Origin of the sequence: Eubacterium album (genome assembly GCF_025336545.1) — a bacterium.
Lineage (GTDB): Bacteria > Bacillota > Clostridia > Lachnospirales > Lachnospiraceae > Eubacterium_U > Eubacterium_U album.
Window position 1 is genome coordinate 248818 of sequence record NZ_JAODBU010000003.1, and the last position, 20767, is coordinate 269584.

Below are 20767 nucleotides of genomic sequence, written 5' to 3' on the forward strand. Positions count from 1 at the left end.
TATAGTCGGCTACTAAAGATAATTTATGAAGAAAAATGTAAAAACAAAGAAAAAAATAGCGATTGTTTCTACAGTAATTGTAATAATAGCAATAGTTGTGGCAACGATAATGGGAACAGAATATGGCAAATTTTTATTTATTCCGTCCGTAAAAAATAAGCAATTGGATGAACTTGATTTAGAAAAATATAATAAATTAATGATTGTGGCACATCCGGATGATGAACTTATATGGGGTGGAGCGCATCTTTTAGAGGATGATTATTTGGTTGTATGCATAACAAGAGGATATGATAAAACAAGAAAAAAAGAATTTGAAAATGTAATAAAAGCAACAGGTGATAAAGGAATTATATTGTCATATCCTGATAAAATAGCAGGTCAAAGAAGTAATTGGGGCAGATGGAAGAAAGATATTGAAAAAGATATTGAGACAATAATCAATTATAAGAATTGGGACGAAATAGTAACTCATAACGAAAAGGGAGAATATGGGCACATACATCATATAATGACACACAATATTGTAGATGAAGCGTGTGATAAAACAGGAACTGATGCAAAAGTCATGTATTTTGGAAAATATTATAAGAAAATAAATTTACCCGAAACAGGGCTTGAAAAGATAGATGAAGATTTGCTTAAACAGAAAGATGAAATATCAAAACTTTACCCAAGCCAGAAAAAGACAATTGATAAATTGCATCACATGTTTCCGTATGAAAACTGGACAGAGAGGAAGTAAGAAAAAATATGGGAATAGATTTCGTACAAATCTATTCCCATATTTTTTCTAATCTATCCCGCAGGCTTTTTTTGCAAGCATATCAGCAAGATCGTTATATTTGTCACCGGAATGACCTTTAACTTTACAAAATGTAATGTCAACTTTTTTCTTTGCCTGTTCATAGTATTTTTTATAGGCAATTGTGCCGGGCTTATTTGCACGCCAATCGCCCGTACACCATTTTTCTATACCGGCATAATCGTGGTAAATTGCGATATGTTTTATGCCGTGTTCTATAGCAAAATCCATTGCTGCCATTGAACCAAATATTTCACCTGAGACATTTCGCATAGAAGCGAGTTCAGGGTCATCAAAATCTTTAGAAAGATGAAATTCCTCTCCATTATAGAAAATAACACAACCATATGAAAAATGCTTTGTAGCAATATTATAACTTCCGTCTACATAAGCAACGGCTTTTACGGAATTGGAAAATGGTTTGTCATCATCTTCAACAGATTCTTTTATGACAGGAAAATCAGAATCATCAACAGAATCGTCAGATGCCATATCGAAGAGAGACATCTGCTTACTTTCCAAATTAAGATATGCGTAAGCGTCAGCCATATTTGTGAAACTTTTATACAAGGCACCGGGATATCCGTTTACACTTGCTTTACATTCATCCCACGTTTCAAATATTCCGTTTGTTCTTCCAACTTTAACAGCGTATATTTTTTTTGCCATAAAACATATTCCTTCCGTAATTATTTTGTGGTTGTTTCTAAATCCTTTTTGGATGTAGTTTTAGAAACTGATTTATCTTTAACTTTAGAAGTAGTTTCTGAATTGTTTTTAGAAGTAGTTTCTAAATTATTTTTATTAGAAGTAGTCTCAGAAGGATATTCCATATATTCTTCGCTTTCATCAGTCTCTTTACCATCTTTCCAAGGATTTCCTGCAACCGGGTCAGTAGGGTCCCAATTAGCTCTCTCATCGTTTAAGTCGATTTTTTTTACTTTTTTAATTTTTACAGGTGGAACTTCTGAATCTGAATCGTAAATTGTAACAGGAGTTCCTTTTGGACAATTATCATATATCCATTTTATTCCGTTAATGTTAAGTCTTACACAGCCAAGGGAAGCGTTGCTTCCAAGTTTATTATATTCTTCACTTTCCAAATCATCGTTGTGTGCACTGTAATATGGAATAGAATGAAGCATGATTGAACCGTTGATACGGATTGCATATTGGGCATAAGAACCATCAACCATTAGTCTCCAAGGATAATAATCGCTTGTTTTAAATGAACCTGTAGGGGTGTCTTTTACATCTTTTCCGACAGAGCACATAAATCCTTTATAAGGAATGGAGTATCTTCCGTTCTTGTCAATTCCATATATAATTACATAATTCTGAGTTCTGTTAACTCTTATCTGATAAGGAAAATCAGCATCAAAATCAATCAAATGCTTTGCAGCATCGCCTGAAGGAACTGTACTCATCTCTTCTATGGCAGAATCAGCAGGATTGTATGATGTTGTTTCTTCAAATGAAGATGAATCTTCGGTATTTTTTGTTGTAAGTTTTTCGGAATTACTTTTATTATTCATATTTGCATCAGACCTGTGTTCGGTTATTGATATTAAGAATATGCTGATTATTGCAAATAATGCTAAAAATATTATTACAAGTACGTATTTGTTTATTGGATTATTTTTTTTCATGTGTATTAATTCTCATCTTTCAAGTTTTGTCATATACAGTAAATAGAAAGGCACATATTAATCATAATATGATGCCGGAACAAAAAGTCACCGACTTTGATGCCTGTTTTCTCACATAATTCTATTGTAAAAACGGAGTAATTGCAATAGGCGGATTTTGTAAATTTAATTAAATTTTATTTAAGAATCTAACGTTGACTATCAAATTGTGGTTTGTTATTATTTTATAAGGGTTAGACGCCACATACTTTGTTTTGTGAAAGGAGAAACACATGAGATATACAAAACAAGAAATTATTAAAATTGCAGATGAAGAAGATGTTGAATTTATACGTCTTCAGTTCACAGATTTATTTGGAACATTGAAGAATGTTGCAATAACAAGAAGTCAGTTAGAAAAAGCATTGGATAATAAATGTATGTTTGATGGTTCTTCAATTGAAGGATTTGCCAGAATCGAAGAGTCAGACATGTATTTATATCCTGATTTAGATACATTTGAAATATTACCTTTCAGACCGCATCAGGGAAAAGTTGCAAGACTTATTTGCGACGTATATAAAACAGACGGAACACCTTATGAAAGTGATCCAAGATATGTCTTAAAGAAAGTATTAAAAGAAGCAGAAGATATGGGCTATACATTTAATGTAGGACCTGAATGCGAATTCTTTTTATTCCACACAGATGACAATGGATGTCCAACAACAATTACACATGAAAATGCAAGCTATTTTGATTTAGCACCTACAGATTTAGGTGAAAATGCAAGAAGAGACATGGTTCTTAATCTTGAAGATTTAGGATTTGAAATCGAAGCATCACATCACGAAGTAGCACCTGCACAGCATGAAATTGATTTTAAATATGATGAAGCATTAAAGACTGCTGATAATATTATGACATTTAAGCTTACAGTAAAGACAATAGCTAAGAGACATGGACTATATGCATCATTTATGCCTAAGCCAAAATACGGAGTATGTGGTTCAGGAATGCATACTAATATGTCATTGTTTAAAGAAGGAAAAAACATTTTTGCAGATGAAAATGATGAAAGAGGATTAAGTAAGGAGGCTTACAGTTTCATAGCAGGTATCATGGAACATATGAGAAGCATTTCAGCAATTACAAATCCTATCGTAAATTCATACAAGAGGCTTGTACCGGGTTATGAAGCACCTACATACATTGCATGGTCAGCTACTAACAGAAGCCCGCTTGTAAGAGTACCGGCAGCCAGAGGTGTAGGTACAAGAGTTGAACTCCGTTGTCCGGATTGTGCAGCTAATCCATATTTGACATTAGCCGTATGTCTTGCAGCAGGACTTGATGGAATTAAGAGAGGATTAGTTCCGAAAGAAAGTGTACAACAGGATATTTACTCAATGACAAGTAAAGAAAGAGATGAGGCGGGAATTGAAAACCTTCCAAAGAATCTTTATGAAGCTGTTAAGGAAATGAAGAAATCTTCATTTGTTAAGGATGTTTTAGGAAAAGAAACATTTGATAAATATGTATATGCAAAAGAATCCGAATGGATGGAATACACATCTCAGGTTACAGATTGGGAAATTAACAAATATTTAGACAGAATTTAATAACCGGAGGAATGAACGTGGTTGGAATTATAGTAGCATTTCCAAAACCTGAAGACAGCCGGGCAATAAGGAGTTTGTTATCCCGAAATGGCTTTAATGTAGTGGCCAATTGTACTACTGGTGCCAGTGCAATAAACAGAGCTGATGATATTGGCGAAGGTATTATTATAACAGGATATAAACTGCCTGATATGTTATACAGTGATATTGTAGACAATGTAGGAAGCAGTTTTGAAGTGATATTACTTGCATCAAAAAACAGACTGATGGAAGATAATACCGGGGTGGCAACTCTTGAGATGCCATTAAAGGTTAGAGATTTGATTAATTCCGTTGAAATGATGGAAAATCAGATTTTGTCAAAAAGACATAAGACAAAGCGCAAACCGGGTACTAGGAGCCCGGAAGACCAGGCGATAATTAATCAGGCAAAAGAGGCATTAATGACGGTACAGAATCTGACTGAAGAACAGGCACACAGATATTTGCAAAAGAACGCTATGGATAGCGGGTGCACAATGGTTGAAGTGGCAAAGATGGTTTCAGTTATGTTGTATCGCGATTAACATATATTAATTAACATTAGGAGGATTGAAAAAAATGTTTAAAATTAATGAAAATTACTTGAAACTTAGGGGAAGTTATCTTTTCTCAACAATTGCAAAAAAAGTTGCAGCTTACCAGGAAGCACATCCTGATAAAGAATTAATCAGATTAGGAATTGGAGATGTTACATTGCCATTAGCACCGGCAGTAATTGACAGCCTTCATAAAGCAGTAGATGAAATGGCATCTGCAGAAACATTTCATGGATATGCACCTGATTTAGGATATGAATTTTTGAGAAAAGCAATTGCCGACAATGATTACAAGGCAAGAGGTGTTGAGATTGCGCTTGATGAAATATTTGTAAGTGATGGTGCTAAATCAGATTCAGGTAATATTGGAGATATTTTCTCACAGGATAATAAGATTGCAGTATGTGACCCTGTTTATCCTGTATATGTAGATACAAATGTAATGGCAGGAAGAACAGGAACTTTTCTTGAAGATGAAGAAAAATGGAGTAATGTAATTTACATGCCATGTACTGCTGAAAATAATTTTGTACCTGAACTTCCTAAGGAAACACCGGATATCATTTATCTTTGCTATCCAAATAACCCAACAGGTTCTACTATTACAAAAGCACAGTTGCAGGAATGGGTTGATTATGCAAATAAAGTAAAAGCTGTTATTATTTATGATGCTGCATATGAAGCATACATTTCAGAAGAAGATGTTCCACATACAATCTATGAATGTGAAGGTGCTAAAACATGTGCCATTGAATTGAGAAGCTTTTCAAAGAATGCCGGATTTACAGGGACAAGACTTGGTTTTACAGTAATTCCTAAGGAATTAAAGCAGGGAGATGTAATGTTAAACAGCCTTTGGGCAAGAAGACACGGAACAAAGTTTAACGGAGCTCCATACATTATCCAGAGAGCCGGCGAAGCAGTTTACTCAGAAGCAGGAAAGAAGCAGACAGCTGAGCAGGTAGCTTATTACATGAACAATGCAAAGACAATTCGTGAAGGTCTTTCTGAAGCAGGATATAAAGTATCAGGTGGTGTTAATGCACCTTATGTATGGCTTCAGGTACCTGAAGGAATGACATCATGGGAATTCTTTGACTACTTATTAGAAAATGCAAATGTAGTAGGAACACCTGGTTCAGGATTTGGACCAAGCGGTGAAGGATACTTCAGACTTACAGGATTTGGAACATATGAAAATACAGTTAAGGCTATTGAAAGAATTAAGGCTTTGAATAAATAGAGGATGTATCGTAAGGTTGAAAGTATAAAACTTTAGTAAGTACAACTATAGAATAATTGAAATAAAAATATGGACTATTAATTGATAAGTTTTCTTACAGTAGGCAGGCAAAATAGTATAGCCTGAAACTTAATAATATTATTAATTGATAGTCCTTTTATTGTTGCTTTTGTGAAAAAAAGTAGTGAAAATAACCAAAAATACAAAAAAAGGTTGATTTTATAAAAAGAAAATTTGTATAATGTATTTAATATAGATACGTGATAAATAGTTAGTTTATTTATTTTTGTATGGAGGGTTAAACAATGGAGAGGTTTTTAGGAAATCGTAAAGATAAAGACGAAGAAGGATCAGTTATAATTCTTGTTGCAGTTCTTATGGTTGTATTTCTTGGAATGGCAGCATTAGTTGTTGATTTAGGCGCAGATTATGTGTATAAGGCAAAGATGCAGACAGCGTGTGATACTGCATCAAGAGCAGCAGCTTCAGCCTTGCCAGATACTACGAAAGCTACGGAACTTGCTAAGTATTACATGAAGGAAAATGGGTTCACGGACACAAGAAATGTGCAGGTGGAATTTAAAGATTCTAACTCAAAAGTGCAGGTATATCTTAAAGAGGAAAGAAAGACAACGTTTGCAAGAGCCCTTGGTATTAAGAGTAATAAGATAAGTACGGTTGCAGTAGCTACAAAAGGTGGAACAAGCAATCCGAGAGGATTTAAATATGCAATATTTTCCGGAGATAAAGATGCAACATTGAAACTTGGAGGAGTTTATAAAGTTGATGGAGCAGTGCATGCAAATGGAAAAATTTGGTCTGACCCTGGAAATGGATATGCATTTTCTTTTGAAGCTTCAAAAGGATTTGATAAATTGAATTCATCGACAACAAAGGTTGGTGTTAAAAATGGAGATAATGTAAATCTTTTAGATGTTACAACTGATGATGCTAAGAAACATATAAATTCAAATGCACGATATGAAGAAATGCCTACTTATTTAGGAGAAAACATTGAAAAGTTAATTGTAAAGCCTTCAGTTCCAGAGAACTTTGATTTGACGATAGCTGAAGTTAATAAAAAAGGAAGTGAAGGTTATAAGAGCATTAAATATATAGGAAATGAGACGTGGTGGGAAGGTACTTGGTCATTTGGAAATGATTTGTTAATAGATAATAGTTCTAGAAGTGGAGACTATAATTTGGGAGGAAGAAAACTAATAATCAATGGAGATTTGTATATAAATGGAGATGCAAACAAAAACACTACATTATCTTTTTCTTCGGGAGGAATAGAGATAAATGGAAATGTATATTGTACTGGCAAATTAAAACTAGCTGGAACAAAAGTGCATATTAAGGGAAATGTATATTGTGTTGGAGATTTGTATTTGGAATCAGGAGATGTAAAGTTTGACTCTACATATATATATGCAAATAGTTTTACAGCCTCTAATGGTTTTGTGTTGTCAGGAGCATTGGTAACGGAAAAAGATATAAACATTACTGGTGCCATGGCACAGATAAATAGTAGTTCTGATTCTACAATGACTATGTATTCAAAATATGGAAATATAAATGGTGGACAGGCATCATCAGAATATCACGGACTTGTATTTGCACCAAATGGAGATATATCATGGTGTGGTAATTCTATTAAAATATATGGTAGCATTATTGGAAAAACAATTAGTGGAATACCGGCAGATGTTATTATTCATCCATTGGATAGAGATTTAGAATATGATACAAATAATCCTAATGGTTCAGCTACGGGTAGTGGAATAATGTTAGTTAAATAATTTAATTATGATTATAGATAAAAAAACACTTTGGCAAAACGACTTGTCAAAGTGTTATTTTTTATCATCGAAAACCTGAACTTAGAAAAAATTACACCATTCATATTTAAACTCTTGTAACCTGTTCTTCTAATTCTTTTAATTCGTCAATTGATAATGTGGGAACATATGTAGCAATTTCATCAAGGGACATTTTGCCGATTTTTATCATCCGTTCTGCAGTTTCTTTCGCAGTTGCCTTAGCAGTTTCTTTTGCAACTTCATTTCTCATATCTTCTAATATTTGTGACATAGATGCAACACCTTCTTTCTCTTCTTTGAAATATCTTGCTTTTTTTGCTAATTCTTTATAATTCATATCGTTAGGATTTGTACATGAAAAATCATGCATGAGTCTTCCAATCGCATCATTTCCCCGATATGCTCCATTAACATATATTATATGAGAGCCATCACCAAAAAGTTTCTTTTCGCCTTCCATCACAACGTATCTGTCTATATGATATAAAGGTTGATTTCCATGCATAACATCATTTTCTGTAATGAAAATCACATAACTATCGGGCATGTTATCAGTACTATCACCAGGCTTTAATATATGAGCGTCTAACAGGCTGCTGTTATAACGGGCTCTTTTGGAACCTGCACCTTTATTAGCTCTTTGAATTTCAATATCAAATTTTCTACCGGTACTGTCTGATGCATGCACATCTAATACAGCAGAGCGTCCTTGTAGATTTTTAAGAGGATCCTGTGTCTTTATAGACTTAATAATAATATCATCTTGGTTCAATATTATTCTAAGTATTAGTTCAACAGCTTCGAAGTTATCTTCTAAGCATACTGTCATAAAATCATCATCTATATATCGTAGAGCCTGTAGGCGTTCTAAATCTTTATTGTTTTGTAGTTGTTCACTTATGCTCAATCTTTTATTACCTTTCATTATAATTGTTCTTTTGTTCATTGACAACTATATAAAAATCTAAATTATGCAGAAATAATACTTTATTACGTAGATAATTTGATTTATACCATAGTTTTCACCGATTGTACACATACTGTATGTGTACAACTAATTATACATCACAATTTATCAAAATGTCAATAACAACAATATGTTGCGTATTACTAGCCGGAATAATATTAAATATTAGCAGAGAAAAATAAGATTTTACATAAAAAGGTATTGCATTTAGTCGATGCAATACCCTTAAAATATTATTACTATTCAGTTTTATATTTCGTATAGTAGTCTGACCTTTAATGCAAAGATTACATTATAATTCACTATACCCATATCCATTAACGATGGCTTCAATTTTCTCATTTGCCTTGCACATAGGGCAATCATTGTGAGAGTAAATGTTGTATCCCGGAATATCATCTGCCTTAAACAGAGAATCGATGTGGTAACCGTCAACGTTATCAACGGCACTGAATATAGCAGATATACCCTGAAGAATTCCACCATAGTAGGAAACACATTCAATACAATTCTTTACAGTAGTTCCGGTACTTGCAGAAGCAAGCAATAAAAGAACATTTCTATTCTTAATTTCATGCTTAAGATTATCCCTAAATATCATAAGGCCGTTAGAATCATATTCAGGTGAAATAACATAAATTGTCTTGTGTGCATTCATAGATAATACTCCGGCCTTAGTAAGTTCGCTTGCTAAGAAAGCTCCAATGACCTCGCATCCGTCCATACATACGATTGTGTCAATAGGTTTCCCCATAACGTTGTAGTAATCCTTCATTGCGACTGCAATCTGCTCAGCTTCACGTTGTCTTGTTTTCATTGTAGTCATATCAAGATAATGACTAACGTGTGAATGAGTAGTAGCAAAATGTCCCTTTATAACTTTAAGGGCAATGTTAGGATTTTTTGAAGCATAATATTTTACAATTCTTCCCTCGTCCATAATGTGTCTACCTCCTTGTAGTAACAGAGCATTATGCTCTTTATTATTTATAAAATCTGAGAAATTGTTTCTACTCAAATTTATTTGTCTCCGCTCAAAAATATACTAATATTATACATCACAAAGCTGACAAATGAAATAATTAAGTGTAATTTAAAGGTTAAAAATCGTTATAAATTTAGTGGAAATATTTAAAGGAATAATAATAAAACCTGCAATATGAATAAAAATAAAGAAATTAGTGAAACTATTTGCAAGTAATACGGTGATTATGCTATATTGAAGAGTAGATGTTTATGGTTTAATGGGGTAAGTCTGTATATTTAATATAAAAGTTAATTTATTTGAATAAAACAGATTGTTCATTATAATAACCATAACTTAAAGGAATGCTAGAGGAGGAAGATATGGCAAATATAATTTCAGACGAGACAATAGAGTATGTTGGAATTTTAGCAAAGCTTGAACTTTCAGATGATGAGAAAGAAAAAGCAAAGAGTGATATGGGCAGAATGCTTGATTATATTGATATGTTAAATCAGTTAGATACAAGTAATGTTGAGCCAATGAGCCACATATTCCCTGTAAACAATGTATTTAGAGAAGACGTTGTTGTAAACGGTGATGACAGAGAAAATATTCTTGCAAATGCACCGGAGGAAAGAGGCGGAGCATTTGTTGTTCCAAAGACAGTAGAATAATTTACTTACAGCAAATGAAAGGATATAGTGTTATGAATTTAATGAGTTTAACAGCCGTTGAACTTGGGAAAAAGATTAAAAGCGGCGAGGTTAAAGTTGTAGATGCGGTAAATGATGCATTTGCTCATATAGAAAAGCAGGACAAGACAATTAATAGTTTTGTTACTGTAACGAATAAAGAAGAGGCATTAAAGAAAGCTGAAGAAGTTCAGAAGTTAATTGACGAAGGAAAACTTACAGGACCATTAGCAGGCGTGCCTGTAGCTATTAAGGATAACATGTGTACTAAAGGCATGCTTACAACATGTAGTTCTAAAATTTTAGGAAACTTTGTTCCTACTTATACAGCTACAGCAGTTGAAAATCTTGAAAAAGCAGGAGCAGTTATAATTGGAAAGACTAACATGGATGAATTTGCCATGGGAAGTACTACAGAAACTTCTGCATTTGGAGCAACAAAGAATCCTTGGAACACAGAACATGTACCGGGTGGTTCATCAGGTGGTTCATGTACAGCTGTTGCATCAGAAGAATGCTCATATGCTTTAGGTTCAGATACAGGTGGATCAATCAGACAGCCAAGTTCATTTTGCGGAGTAACAGGAATTAAACCAACATACGGAACGGTTTCACGTTACGGACTAATTGCATACGGTTCATCATTAGACCAGATTGGACCTGTTGCAAAAGATGTTACTGATGTAGCTACAATACTTGAAACAATAGCGGGTCACGATGAGAAAGACTCAACATCAGTTAAGAGAGACGATTATAACTTCACTGAAGCATTAGTTGATGATGTTAAGGGATTGAAGATTGGTATCCCTAAAGACTATTTTGGTGATGGATTAGATAAAGAAGTAAAAGATTCTATTTTAAATGCAGTAGAAGTTTTAAAGAGCAAAGGCGCAATCGTAGAAGAATTTGATTTAAGCCTTGTTGAATATGCAATTCCTGCATATTATGTAATTGCCAGTGCGGAAGCAAGTTCAAACCTTGAAAGATTTGACGGTGTAAAATACGGATACAGAACACAGGAATATGAAGGTCTTCATAACATGTATAAAAAGACACGTTCAGAAGGTTTTGGTGAAGAAGTTAAGCGTAGAATTATGCTTGGTTCATTTGTATTAAGTAGTGGATATTATGATGCGTACTATTTAAAAGCTTTAAGAACAAAAGCTTTAATTAAAAAGGCATTTGATGAAGCATTCGCTAAATATGACGTTATTATCGCACCGGCTGCACCTACAACAGCTCCTAAGATTGGAAGCAGTCTTGCTGACCCTATTAAGATGTATCTTGGAGATATTTATACAATATCAGTTAATTTGGCAGGTCTTCCGGGAATTACGGTTCCTTGTGGAAAGGATTCTAACGGACTTCCAATAGGAATGCAGATTATTGGAGACTGCTTTAAGGAAAAGACAATTATAAGAGCAGCATATGCTTATGAACAGACAAGAGAATATGAGCATTGCCCATTAGTAGAAGCATAAGGAGTGAAGTAAATGAAACAGTACGAAACAGTCATTGGACTTGAAGTTCATGTAGAATTAGCAACAAAAACAAAGATTTTTTGCTCCTGTTCAACAGAATTCGGAGGAGCACCAAATACACATACATGTCCTGTCTGTACAGGAATGCCGGGTTCACTTCCTGTATTAAATAAGCAGGTTGTTGAATATGCAGCAGCAGTAGGACTTGCAACAAATTGTAAAATCACACAGAATTGTAAATTTGACAGAAAGAATTATTTTTATCCTGATAATCCACAGAATTATCAGATTTCACAGTTATATCTTCCAATCTGTAGAGACGGATATGTAGAAATTGAAACAGAAGAAGGAAAGAAAAAAGTAAGAATCCACGAGATTCATATGGAAGAAGATGCAGGTAAGCTTGTACATGATGATTGGGCTGACTGCTCATTAGTAGACTTTAACCGTTCAGGTGTACCGCTTATTGAAATTGTATCAGAACCAGATATGCGTTCAGCAGAAGAAGTAATTGCATACCTTGAAAAATTGCGTATGATAATTCAGTATTTAGGAGCTTCTGACTGTAAGTTAAATGAAGGTTCAATGAGAGCTGACGTTAACCTTTCAGTAAGGGAAGTTGGAGCAGCTGAATTTGGAACAAGAACAGAAACAAAGAACCTTAACTCATTTAAGGCGATTGCAAGAGCAATTGAAAATGAAAGAGAAAGACAGATTGATTTATTAGAATCAGGACAGGAAGTTGTTCAGGAAACAAGAAGATGGGACGATACAAAAGAGTATTCTTATGCAATGCGTTCAAAAGAAGATGCACAGGATTACAGATATTTTCCGGACCCTGATTTGGTTCCAATCAATATTAGTGATGAATGGTTAGAAAGATTAAAATCAGAACAGCCTGAATTCAGAGATGAAAAGAAAGAAAGATACATTGAAGAATATGGACTTCCTGAATATGACGCGAATCTTTTGACTTTATATAAACCTTTAACAGTTTTATTAGAAGCAGCAGTTGCAAATGGAAGCAAACCAAAAGAAGCCAGCAACTGGTTGATGGTAGAAACAATGCGTCTTGTAAAGGAAAAAGGAATTGAACCTGACGAGGTTAAATTCTCTGCCGATAACTTTAGTAAGTTCTTAAAACTTATTGATGACAACGTAATTAACAAAACAGTTGCCAAAGAAGTATTTGAGGCAATGTTTAATGATGACATAGACCCTGAAAAATATGTAGATGAACATGAATTGAAGATGGACAACAATACAGATGACCTTAAGAAGATAATCGAGGAAGTCATTGCTAACAACCCTAAGGCAGTTGCAGATTATCAGGGTGGAAATCAGAAGGCGATTGGAGCATTAGTAGGTCAGACAATGAAAGCTACACAGGGTAAGGCTAATCCGCAGATGATAAATCAGATGCTTAGAGAGTTGCTATAGTTGTCGCATTGATATATAATGCAATGGAAAAATATAAAAGTTAGTATACGTAGGTGGAGAAAAGAAAATGAATAGTATCGAGCTTCAACAAAATTGGGAAGATGATGGACTGCATGAAGAATGTGGTGTGTTTGGTATGTATGATTTAGATGGCAATGATGTTGCATCATCCATTTATTATGGATTATTTGCACTGCAGCACAGAGGACAGGAAAGCTGTGGTATTTCTGTATCAGACACGTTTGGACCTAGAAAAGTGGATTTGTTAAAAGGAATGGGACTTGTAAATGAAGTATTTAACAGCGAAAATTTGTCAAAACTTCACGGAAATATCGGTGTAGGACATGTTCGTTATTCTACAGCAGGTGAAAGTATTCCTAGTAATGCACAGCCACTTGTAATCAATTATGTTAAAGGAACATTGATGCTTGCTCACAATGGTAATTTGATTAATGCAAATGAACTTCGTGATGAGTTAGCATATACAGGAGCAATTTTCCAAACAACAATTGATTCGGAAGTTATTGCTTATCTTGTTGCAAGGGAAAGAATTAATGCAAAGACAGCACAGGAAGCAGTTACAAATGCGATGAAGAAATTAAAAGGTGCTTATGCACTCGTAATTTCAAGTCCTCGAAAACTTATTGGTGCAAGAGATCCATTTGGTTTTAAACCATTATGTATTGGCAAAAGGGACAATGCTTATATTTTAGCATCTGAAACATGTGCCCTTGATACAATTGGTGCTGAATTTGTAAGAGATGTACTTCCGGGAGAAGTTGTAACTATTGACAAAGATGGAATTAAATCAGATACATCAATGTGTCTTCCTAAGGCAAAAGAAGCAAGATGTGTATTTGAATATATTTACTTTGCAAGACCGGACAGCAATTTTGATGGAGTGAGTGTATATCATTCAAGAATTATGGCAGGAAGATTCTTAGCTATGGATTCCCCGGTTGAAGCAGATGTTGTTGTGGGTGTACCTGAATCAGGAAATGCAGCAGCCATGGGTTATGCAATGGAATCAGGAATCCCTTACGGAACAGCATTTGTCAAAAACAGTTATGTTGGTCGTACATTTATTAAACCTCAGCAAAAGAGCAGGGAATCAAGTGTTAGAATTAAATTAAATGTTTTAAAAGAGGCAGTTTGTGGTAAACGAGTAATAATGATTGATGATTCAATTGTAAGAGGAACCACAAGTGATAGAATTGTTCAGATGTTAAAGGATGCAGGTGCCACAGAGGTACATGTAAGAATCAGTTCACCACCATTCTTATATGAATGTTATTTTGGAACTGATATACCATCAAGAGATCAGTTAATTGCCCACAATAGAACAATAGAAGAAATCAACGAAATAATCGGTGCAGATTCATTAGGATACCTTAGAGTTGAAAGATTAAAAGAAATCGCAGGCGGACTTGGGATTTGCACAGGATGTTTTGATGAAAAATATCCAATGGAGCCACCAAAAGAGGATATCCGTGGAGAATATATAAAATAAGGTCAAATGTTAAGGAGGAATTTATGAACGACAGATACCAAAGCCCATTATCAGAAAGATATGCAAGTAAGGAAATGCAGTATATTTTTTCACCTGATATGAAGTTTAAAACATGGAGAAAATTATGGATTGCATTAGCAGAATCTGAAATGGAATTAGGATTAAACATTACACAGGAACAGATTGATGAACTTAAGGCTCATGCAGATGATATTAACTACGATGTAGCAAAAGAAAGAGAAAAATTAGTTCGTCATGACGTAATGTCTCATGTTTATGCTTATGGTCAGCAGTGCCCTAAGGCAAAGGGAATTATCCATTTAGGAGCAACATCATGTTACGTTGGTGATAACACAGATATAATTATAATGACAGAAGCATTAAAACTTGTTAGAAAGAAATTAATTAACGTTATCAATGAACTTGCTAAATTTGCTGATAAATATAAATCTCAGCCTACATTGGCTTTTACACATTTTCAGCCTGCACAGCCTACAACAGTAGGTAAGAGAGCAACATTATGGTTAATGGAATTAAAATTAGATTTGGATGATTTAAATTACATGATTGACAGCATGATGTTGTTAGGTTCTAAAGGAACAACAGGAACACAGGCAAGTTTCCTTGAATTATTTGAAGGAGACCATGAAAAGATTAAAGAACTTGAAAATAAGATTGCAAAGAAAATGGGATTTGAAAAATGCTTTCCTGTTTCAGGACAGACTTATTCAAGAAAGATGGATACAAGAGTATTAAACGTTGTTGCAGGAATCGCAGCAAGTGCTCATAAATTCTCAAATGATATTCGTTTGTTACAGCATTTGAAGGAAATTGAAGAACCATTTGAAAAGAATCAGATAGGTTCATCAGCAATGGCTTACAAGAGAAATCCTATGAGAAGTGAAAGAATCGCATCTCTTGCAAATTATGTTATGGTTACAGCATTAAATCCGGCTATTACATCAGCAACACAGTGGTTCGAAAGAACATTAGATGATTCAGCAAATAAGAGATTAAGCGTTCCGGAATGCTTCCTTGCTATCGATGGAATTCTTGATTTATACTTAAATGTAGTAGATGGTTTAGTTGTATATCCAAAGGTTATTGAAAAGAGACTCATGAGTGAACTTCCATTTATGGCAACAGAAAATATTATGATGGATGCCGTTAAAGCAGGTGGCGACCGTCAGGAAATGCACGAAAAGATTCGTACACTTTCAATGGAAGCAGGAAAGAACGTTAAGGAAAAAGGCTTAGACAACAATTTACTTGAACTTATTGCAAATGACCCATCATTTAACATGAGTTTAGAAGACTTACAGAAGACAATGGACCCAAGTAAGTATGTAGGACGTTCACCTGAACAGGTTGAAGAATTCTTGAGAGATGAAATTCAGCCAATTCTTGATGCAAATAAAGAAATCTTAGGATTAACAGCAACAATTAACGTATAAATTTAATTGTGACGTAATTGTGAACAAGCAATAAAGTCTTTAAATATTAAATAAAATGTGATAAAATCGGTTGTATGTGTGTGACACGAAATACAACTGATTTTTTCAGTTATGAAAAGAGGAGAACAAGATGTTTAAGAAAAGTTTAGCAGTGGCAATGGCTGTGATGATGACAATATCATTAGCAGGATGTGCCGCAGGGGAAAAGATAGCAGACGCTACAGGAAAGAGAAGCGACTATGATAAATGTAAATCAAGTTACTATGGAACAGTTAAGTTAGCTGATTACGATCAATTTGAAATGTACTCAGATGAAGTTAGTATTTCAGACGATGATGTAGATAGTGAAATTAACTCAGTACTTGAATCAGATAAGTCATACGAAGATACAGATGAAACAGATGTTACAGATAAGTCAATTGTTGACATCAGTTATGTTGGAACAGTTAAGGTAAAGAAAAAAGATTTTGCATTTGATGGTGGTACAGCAGATAACCAGACATTAGATATTGCAAACAGCTCATATATTGAAGGATTTGCTGAAGGTTTAGTTGGACATAAAGTAGGAGAAAAGGTTGAATTAAACTTAACATTCCCTGAAAATTATACAAATTCAACAAAAGATGCTGATGGTAACGAACTTAAATTAGCAGGAAAGAAAGTTAAATTTGAAGTAACAATTAATAAGATTGTAAAAGAAGTTACACCTGAACTTACAGATGATTATGTAAAGAAGAATTTAAAAGACAAATATGGTGTAGAAACAGCCGACGGCTTAAAAGAGTATTTTAAGAATCAGTTAGAAATTTCAAAAGTTGGAAGTACAAATGCATTAGCTGATTACGTTGAAAAATGTGATGTCAAAGTAGATGAAGATGGTGTAAAGAAAGAGGTTGATAAACAGCTTTCAAGCTTTAAGGATACATTAGAACAGCAGTCAATGACAATGGATGATTACCTTACACAGTATGGTAATGGAGAATCAGAAGCAGATTTAAAGAAAAAGATAAAAGAAAGCATTACAAATCAGTTTAAGACATACGCGGTTATTTGTGCAGTAGTTGAAAAATCAGGAACAGTATTAAAAGAAGAAAGATACAATAAATGGTTAAAGCAGATTGCAGCACAGAGCAAGTATGAAAAGGTTGATGACTTTATCAATGCTTATGAACAGTACTATAAATCATATTACGGACAGGAAATTGATGCCGAAGATACATTTACAATTCAGTGCACATATCTTGACGCAATGGAAATCTTAATTGATAAAGGAAATGTTAAGGAAGGTACAAGACCAGAAGAAACAACAACAGAAGCAACAACAGCAGCAGAAGATGCATCAGTAGAAGAGACAACAGAGGCAGAAGAAACAACAGCTGAATAATTGGTGGGATTACTATAAAGGAGCGTATTACAATGAAAAAAGCTATAGCATTAACACTTACATTAGCAATGGCAGTAACAATGGCAGGTTGTGGTAATAACCAGAAGGGAACTGTTACCAGTGCCAGTGGTAAAAAGATTTCAACAGATTTAATAAAGGGCTCAATTAAACTTGCTGATTACAAAGGATTAGAAGTTTATGAAGATGAAATTAAAGTTGAAGATACAGAAGTTCAGAGCCAGATAGACAACCTTTTAAAAGAAAAGCAGGACAGCAATGTAGTTACAAAGGGTAAGGTTGTAGAATCTGATACAGTTAATATTGACTATACAGGAACAATTAAGTTAAATGGCGAAGATTTCAAGTTTGACGGTGGTTCAGCAACTAATTATGATTTAGACATTGACAACAGTCAGTTTATAGATGGATTTGCAGAAGGGCTTGTAGGACATAAAGTTGGTGAAGAAGTAACTCTTAACCTTAAATTCCCTAAAGATTATTCACAGACATCTAAGGATGCAGACGGCAATGAATTAACTCTTGCAGGAAAGAAAGTCAAATTTGTAGTAAAGATTAATTCAAGAAAAGTTCTTCCTGAACTTACTGATAAATTTGTAAAAAAGAATTACAAAAAACAGTACGGAACAAAGACAGTAGATGAATTAAAGAGCTATATAAGCAATCAGCTTAGAACAAATAAAATTGTAAATGCAGTATTTAGTGATTATGTTGATAAATGTGATGTTGCAGCTTACGATGAAAAAGAAGTTGAAAGCATAGAAGATTTCAATAACAGCGCAATGGCTTCACGTCTTCAGTCTAAGTACAAGACAAATCTTGACACATATCTTAAAGCATGCAAGATGTCAAAGAAAGACTGGAACAAGAAGATGGAAGATTCAGCACAAAAAACTGCTAAGCAGGCAATGGTAATTGAAGGAATTGCAATTAGCGAAGGTCTTTGGGCATCAGAAAAGGATTACAATGCAGGACTTAAGAAAGTAGCTACATCAATGGGATATAAGTCTGTTGATGAATTAGAATCATATTTTACACAGTATCAGGCATACTATGGACAGGTTATTATTAAAGAATCAGTTGCATTTAACGAAGCTGTAAATCAGCTTATCGCAGATAATGCAAAAATATTAGAAGGTTCAAGACCGGCAGACGAGACAACAACAGAAGAAACAACAGCTGAGTAGAATAAATAAGGTTAAGGAAGTTAGATGAAGAATATATCATTAGAAAAAGTTAAGCCTCAGATTCGAATTATTTTAGAAATTGCATTTGCAATAATTATTGCAGTTGTAATTGAATTTGGGATGAACTATCCTTCCCTGACAAAAAGCTATGAAGCAGTTTTGTTTAGTAATTCAGGTGAATTGAATGAAGATGGTGATTTAGTTTATTCACAGAATATGGACAAGGCTGTTTACGTAAACAAATTAAAAATTAAGGCTGAGACTTTGGAGAAAAATTCATACACTGTAGTGGCTACCGTTGTTAATGATTTTGGAAAGACAAAGTCAGTTGAAATTACAGATAAGGCATACCCGGAATTCGGGTATGCCTATACGAATGTTAGGGAGAAAGTTTCAAAACTCCAGGTAATATTTACTTCTCCGGAAAAAATCAATGTAAGTGAGATATCATATTCAAATAAGGCGAATTTTAATGGCTATAGAATGGCATTTTTTGCTTTAGTTATTTTCTTAGGCCTGATATTAATTTTTGAAAGAGAAATATATTTAAAAAAAGTCCAGATTTTCTATCTTATATTTGCACTTGGATTTGGAAGTCTGATTATTATGGCTTCAGGTCCTGTGTCAACGACATGGGATGAAGAAGTTCATTATAATTCAATTTATACATTAAATTTTCATCAGAAAGTTAATTGGAATGAAGCATCAAAGTTAAATTGCACAAGAGAGGCTCCGGTAGCAAATACAAGAGAAGAGCTTAAAATGTTAAACAAGTACATGAATAACATTTCTAATAATGCATTAAAACAGCAGAAACCGGTTGGACTTATCAATAAAGGATATATAGTTTATCTGCCGATGATTGTAAGTTATCATATTTGTGAGGCGATAGGATTGCCTTATACGATGCAGTATACAATTGGAAGATTTGGAAATCTTATATTCTGTGCATTGCTTAATTGCTTTGTTATTTATGTGGCAAGGAGAAAGAAGTTACTTGTTGCTACATTAGCATTAATGCCTACTTTATTATTTCAGGCAAGTTTATACACTTATGATGGAGTAATATTTGCATGTATGAATCTTGGATTTGTACTTTGGATGAATTTAATGGATGACACAAATAATGACAAAGAAACGACATGGAAACAGATTGCACTTGTGGCAGTGTTACTTGGCATAGGATGTATTGCGAAACCGGTTTATTTTCCTGTTATGATTTTGATGGTTCCTATATTGTGGAAAATAATAAAGGACAGAGTGAAAGAATCCGCTAATGGAAAGAGGACAATAGCTCTTATAGCAGTTGCAGTAATTGCAGTGTGTATGGTTATGGCACTAATTTCCATGAGACATGTAATCATAAATTTATTACAGGGTAATTCAGGTTATGGTGGAGACACCAGAGGTGGAAATACGGGAATTATCGGTCAGTTAGTTTCAATAATTAAACATCCGATAGCATTTATTAAGATGTTTATCCATGAGATATTTACTTTTGATAATTTTAGAAACTTTGGAGATAAGACGAAAAATCAGTTTTTACCAAGTAATTTAATGTTTTTAAATTTATATGGACTTGGAATGCTAAAAGATGCATGGTCATTTGTTCTATTACCTGTTCTTGCAATGTTGTTTCTGACAAATACAGATGATGAACAAAATGAACCTAAAAATATAAAGACAATTAGAGTTGTAAATGGAATTGCAGTTGTATGTAGTGTGGCTTTGGTATGGCTTGCTATGTATCTGGCATTTACACCTATTGGAGCGGATGCAATAGAAGGAGTTCAGGCAAGATATTTTATACCGCTTTTGCTTCCGGCTGCGTACACTTTATGGAATAACAGAATTCAGATAAAGGTATCAAAGCAGCGATATTATCAAATTGTGCTAGGAGCGGCATTGGTGTTAGCCGGTGTATGCTTTTATCAAACGTTAATCTGTGGTAGATTAATATAAACTTTA

The 20767-nt window shown here is 34.0% G+C and carries 17 protein-coding genes; 13 read left to right on the plus strand and 4 right to left on the minus strand.

Going from position 1 to position 20767, the window contains the following annotated elements; translation table 11 throughout:
• The first annotated feature begins 25 nt into the window (after positions 1 to 25).
• Positions 26 to 745 carry a PIG-L family deacetylase gene (locus N5B56_RS03690; protein WP_260978412.1) on the plus strand — a complete coding sequence of 240 codons (720 nt, stop codon included), beginning with the start codon at positions 26 to 28 and terminating at the stop codon, positions 743 to 745.
• A gap of 48 nt (positions 746 to 793) precedes the next feature.
• On the opposite strand, the gene N5B56_RS03695 is transcribed toward N5B56_RS03690, so the two are convergent.
• Positions 794 to 1474: a ribonuclease H family protein gene (locus N5B56_RS03695; RefSeq protein ID WP_260978413.1), complete on the minus strand. Its 681-nt coding sequence runs from the start codon at positions 1472 to 1474 to the stop codon at positions 794 to 796.
• A gap of 20 nt (positions 1475 to 1494) precedes the next feature.
• Entirely contained in the window at positions 1495 to 2454 is a 960-nt protein-coding gene (locus N5B56_RS03700) for a L,D-transpeptidase (protein ID WP_260978414.1), read from the minus strand.
• A 272-nt stretch (positions 2455 to 2726) separates the two neighbouring features.
• On the opposite strand from N5B56_RS03700, the gene N5B56_RS03705 reads away from it, so the two are divergent.
• The 4 genes from N5B56_RS03705 to N5B56_RS03720 all read left to right on the plus strand — a co-directional run bounded on the left by N5B56_RS03705 (position 2727) and on the right by N5B56_RS03720 (position 7678).
• Entirely contained in the window at positions 2727 to 4055 is a 1329-nt protein-coding gene (locus N5B56_RS03705) for a glutamine synthetase family protein (RefSeq protein ID WP_117908717.1), read from the plus strand.
• Between the two features lie 17 nt (positions 4056 to 4072).
• Positions 4073 to 4621, plus strand: coding sequence for an ANTAR domain-containing response regulator (locus N5B56_RS03710; RefSeq protein WP_118565352.1), 549 nt, complete (start codon positions 4073 to 4075; stop codon positions 4619 to 4621).
• A 34-nt stretch (positions 4622 to 4655) separates the two neighbouring features.
• Positions 4656 to 5876, plus strand: coding sequence for an LL-diaminopimelate aminotransferase (locus tag N5B56_RS03715; RefSeq protein ID WP_022089735.1), 1221 nt, complete (start codon positions 4656 to 4658; stop codon positions 5874 to 5876).
• A 305-nt stretch (positions 5877 to 6181) separates the two neighbouring features.
• Positions 6182 to 7678, plus strand: a complete 1497-nt coding sequence (locus N5B56_RS03720) for a pilus assembly protein TadG-related protein (RefSeq protein WP_260978415.1) — start codon at positions 6182 to 6184, stop codon at positions 7676 to 7678.
• A gap of 106 nt (positions 7679 to 7784) precedes the next feature.
• On the opposite strand, the gene N5B56_RS03725 is transcribed toward N5B56_RS03720, so the two are convergent.
• Positions 7785 to 8624, minus strand: a complete 840-nt coding sequence (locus N5B56_RS03725; RefSeq protein ID WP_118565349.1) for a PD-(D/E)XK nuclease family transposase — start codon at positions 8622 to 8624, stop codon at positions 7785 to 7787.
• A gap of 334 nt (positions 8625 to 8958) precedes the next feature.
• Positions 8959 to 9606: an orotate phosphoribosyltransferase gene (locus N5B56_RS03730; RefSeq protein WP_117908729.1), complete on the minus strand. Its 648-nt coding sequence runs from the start codon at positions 9604 to 9606 to the stop codon at positions 8959 to 8961.
• A gap of 407 nt (positions 9607 to 10013) precedes the next feature.
• Here N5B56_RS03730 and gatC point away from each other — a divergent pair, with 407 nt between their 5' ends.
• The 8 genes from gatC (at position 10014) to N5B56_RS03770 (ending at position 20761) form a co-directional block, all read left to right on the plus strand.
• Positions 10014 to 10307, plus strand: coding sequence for an Asp-tRNA(Asn)/Glu-tRNA(Gln) amidotransferase subunit GatC (gene gatC, locus N5B56_RS03735; RefSeq protein ID WP_022089739.1), 294 nt, complete (start codon positions 10014 to 10016; stop codon positions 10305 to 10307).
• A gap of 32 nt (positions 10308 to 10339) precedes the next feature.
• The gene (gatA, locus tag N5B56_RS03740; protein ID WP_118565348.1) at positions 10340 to 11806 is read left to right on the plus strand and encodes an Asp-tRNA(Asn)/Glu-tRNA(Gln) amidotransferase subunit GatA; all 1467 of its coding nucleotides are present in this window, start codon (positions 10340 to 10342) and stop codon (positions 11804 to 11806) included.
• 12 nt (positions 11807 to 11818) lie between these two features.
• Positions 11819 to 13246: an Asp-tRNA(Asn)/Glu-tRNA(Gln) amidotransferase subunit GatB gene (gatB, locus tag N5B56_RS03745; protein WP_118565347.1), complete on the plus strand. Its 1428-nt coding sequence runs from the start codon at positions 11819 to 11821 to the stop codon at positions 13244 to 13246.
• A gap of 67 nt (positions 13247 to 13313) precedes the next feature.
• Complete coding sequence (gene purF / locus N5B56_RS03750; protein WP_022089742.1) at positions 13314 to 14756, plus strand: amidophosphoribosyltransferase; 1443 nt, start codon at positions 13314 to 13316, stop codon at positions 14754 to 14756.
• 23 nt (positions 14757 to 14779) lie between these two features.
• Positions 14780 to 16210: an adenylosuccinate lyase gene (gene purB, locus N5B56_RS03755; RefSeq protein WP_022089743.1), complete on the plus strand. Its 1431-nt coding sequence runs from the start codon at positions 14780 to 14782 to the stop codon at positions 16208 to 16210.
• Positions 16211 to 16340: 130 nt separating this feature from the next.
• Positions 16341 to 17594, plus strand: coding sequence for an FKBP-type peptidyl-prolyl cis-trans isomerase (locus N5B56_RS03760; RefSeq protein ID WP_118565346.1), 1254 nt, complete (start codon positions 16341 to 16343; stop codon positions 17592 to 17594).
• 32 nt (positions 17595 to 17626) lie between these two features.
• The gene (locus N5B56_RS03765; protein ID WP_022089745.1) at positions 17627 to 18799 is read left to right on the plus strand and encodes an FKBP-type peptidyl-prolyl cis-trans isomerase; all 1173 of its coding nucleotides are present in this window, start codon (positions 17627 to 17629) and stop codon (positions 18797 to 18799) included.
• Positions 18800 to 18823: 24 nt separating this feature from the next.
• Positions 18824 to 20761 carry a DUF2142 domain-containing protein gene (locus N5B56_RS03770; RefSeq protein ID WP_118565345.1) on the plus strand — a complete coding sequence of 646 codons (1938 nt, stop codon included), beginning with the start codon at positions 18824 to 18826 and terminating at the stop codon, positions 20759 to 20761.
• Positions 20762 to 20767: the final 6 nt, after the last annotated feature.